This window comes from Actinomyces sp. ICM39 (assembly GCF_000282935.1).
Lineage (GTDB): Bacteria > Actinomycetota > Actinomycetes > Actinomycetales > Actinomycetaceae > Pauljensenia > Pauljensenia odontolytica_B.
Genome location: NZ_ALCB01000136.1, coordinates 1 through 2,546, shown reverse-complemented (window position 1 = coordinate 2,546; position 2,546 = coordinate 1). Strand labels below are relative to the sequence as shown.

The window sequence follows — 2,546 nt, the reverse complement described above, 5'->3', positions numbered from 1 at the left end:
GGAAATCCGGGCATTGCACTGACGATGATTGCGGTGCACCGGGGGAATTACGTGCGGAATTATGGGGATAAACGAGGCCGGGGCCCGACCCACCCCTCACCGTGCGGTGAGCGAGTGGCCGAGCCCCGGCCTCGTCAATGAACGCGTCAGATCAGGCGTCAGCCTGCGGCGCGGGGGAGCGGTGGCGCTTCGAGTACGCCTCGCCCTCCAGCTCCGAACCAGACGGTGCGGACGCGGGCGACGCCGCCTCCAGGTTCGTGCCACGCAGCTTCGAGATCAGGCGCATGCCGTGGTAGATCAGCAGAGCGGCGGCCGTGCCCAGCGCGATGCCGCCGAAGGTCATGTCGCCGACAACCCACGTGAAGTTTGCGATCGCGACGATCAGGGCGACCGCGGCGGTGTTCAGGTTCACCGGGTTGGAGAAGTCGACGCGGTTCTGCACCCAGATGCGAACGCCCAGCATGCCGATCATGCCGTACAGGACCGTGCCCGCGCCGCCGAGGACGGCGTGAGGGATCGCCTCAATGAGGGCCCCGAACTTCGGCAGCATCGACAGGGCGAGCGCGACGCACGCCGCGACCACGTAGGCCGCCGTCGAGTAGACGCGGGTCGCCGCCATGACGCCGATGTTCTCGGCGTAGGTGGTCGTGCCCGAACCGCCGCCGCTGCCGGCCAGCATCGTGGAGACGCCGTCCGCCATGAGCGCGCGGCCCGTCACGTCGTCCAGGTTCTCGCCCGTCATCGCGGACACGGACTTCACGTGGCCGACGTTCTCGGCGACCAGGACGAAGACGACCGGCAGGAACAGGCCGAGCGTCGACACAGAGAAGGCGGGGGTGTGGAACTGGGGGAAGCCGAACCAAGCGGCCTCGCCGACGCCAGAGAAGTCAACCTGACCCTGAAGAACCGCGGCCACGTAGCCGATCAGCACGCCGATGAGGATCGAGAGGCGGCCGAGGATGCCCTTGAAGAGGACGGTCACGAGGCAGATCGACACGATCGTCACGACCGCGGTGATCGGGCCTTCCTGGACCCACTTCCACGCAGCGGGCGCCAGGTTCAGGCCGATGAGCGCCACGATCGCGCCCGTGACCACAGGCGGCATGGCCGCGTCAATCCAGCGCACGCCGGCGAAGTGGACGATCAGGCCGACGAGCGCCAGCGTTGCGCCGACAGCGATGATGCCGCCGAGCGCGTAGGGAGCGCCCAGAGATGCTGTCACTGCCTGGATCGGCGCGATCAACGCGAACGAGGAACCCAGGTACGAGGGCAGACGGCCCGCCGTGATCAAGAAGAACAGCAGGGTGCCAACGGCGGTGAAAAAAAGCGTTGTCGACGGGGGGAAACCCGTCAACAACGGAACAAGGAAAGTCGCGCCACACATGGCGACCACGTGCTGGGCACCAATGCCAATAGTGCGCGGCCACGAGAGTCGTTCATTCGGAAGGACGACGTCGCCGGGATTAATGGACGTGCCGTTACCGTGAAGCTTCCAACGGAACAGCGAGGTCTTCGTTTCGCTCATAAGCGTACAAATCCGATCAGTTGATGGGCAGAATGGCCGTACCGGTCGGGATACCAGGGTAGCGCGTCTGCCCCCGTCCCCGCAGGTTTCGCCACGCATAAATCCCCTCCAGTTGGCAAAGTGTGGTGCATGCCCCTCCCGTTATGGAATAGTGGAGCACATGAGCCAGCCATCCCCGAACGTCGCCCCCACCGTCTCTGGCGTGCCCTGGGTGAACCCGGACATGGCCTTGCAGGCCAACCCGGCCGATGCCTCGCCCATGAACGTCGCCGGCGACCGCTTTGGCTATGCGCCCGAGAGTGTGACGCGGGGGAGCGCGCCGGTCTCGTATGGTGATTTTCCGGGGACGGAATACGTCAACGTCAAAGAAGTTTTCGCCGACGGAGGCTACACCTCCCCCGTGCCCATCACGAACCCCATAGCCAAAGCGTCCCTCTGGTTCGCTGTCTTTGGTTTCTTTGGCATCCCCATCGTCGTCAGTATCGTTCTCGGAGTCATCGCCCTGATCCAGGCGCAATCGCTGCCCGAGCGCATCGGCTCACGGGAGGCGACCGCCGCCCTCGTGTTCGATGGGATTCTTATTGGCATCGCCGCCTACATCTACATGCTCGGGCTCGGCTAATCGACGAAGCCGGGGTCCCGCGCACGGGTGGCCGGCTATGCGGTGGCTGAGTCCGCGCGCCGCGTCGGTGTGCTCTGCTGCTCTGGCTGTGTGGGATTCAGTGGGTTCGGCTCGCCTGTCTGTGTCCGTTTCGATGCCGTTTGTCCTGAAATCTCGGGCCTGTGACCTGCTCCATTGGCCAGGATTGGCGCGGGAAGACATTTTTCGCTTATGATTGTCCGGCACGATGTGCACGGAGGATTCGCCTAGTGGCCTATGGCGCACGCTTGGAAAGCGTGTTGGGTGCAAGCCCTCGGGGGTTCGAATCCCCCATCCTCCGCCACCGGACCCCGGGACCGCTTCAGGTTCCGGGGTTTTTGTTGCCTGTGGCGCCGCTGGTGTTCCGGGCGCCGTCGGGCC

General features: G+C 65.1%; 2 protein-coding genes and 1 tRNA gene. 2 read left to right on the top strand and 1 reads right to left on the bottom strand.

Annotated elements, in window-relative coordinates; all coding sequences use genetic code 11:
* Positions 1–151 precede the first annotated feature (151 nt).
* Positions 152–1,525 (bottom strand): uracil-xanthine permease family protein, encoded by a 1,374-nt coding sequence (locus tag HMPREF1137_RS08745; protein ID WP_009054508.1) that lies wholly within the window; start codon positions 1,523–1,525, stop codon positions 152–154.
* Between the two features lie 160 nt (positions 1,526–1,685).
* Here HMPREF1137_RS08745 and HMPREF1137_RS08740 point away from each other — a divergent pair, with 160 nt between their 5' ends.
* Complete coding sequence (locus tag HMPREF1137_RS08740; protein ID WP_034497561.1) at positions 1,686–2,147, top strand: hypothetical protein; 462 nt, start codon at positions 1,686–1,688, stop codon at positions 2,145–2,147.
* A gap of 234 nt (positions 2,148–2,381) precedes the next feature.
* Positions 2,382–2,469 (top strand) — tRNA-Ser (locus tag HMPREF1137_RS08735).
* Positions 2,470–2,546 lie beyond the last annotated feature (77 nt).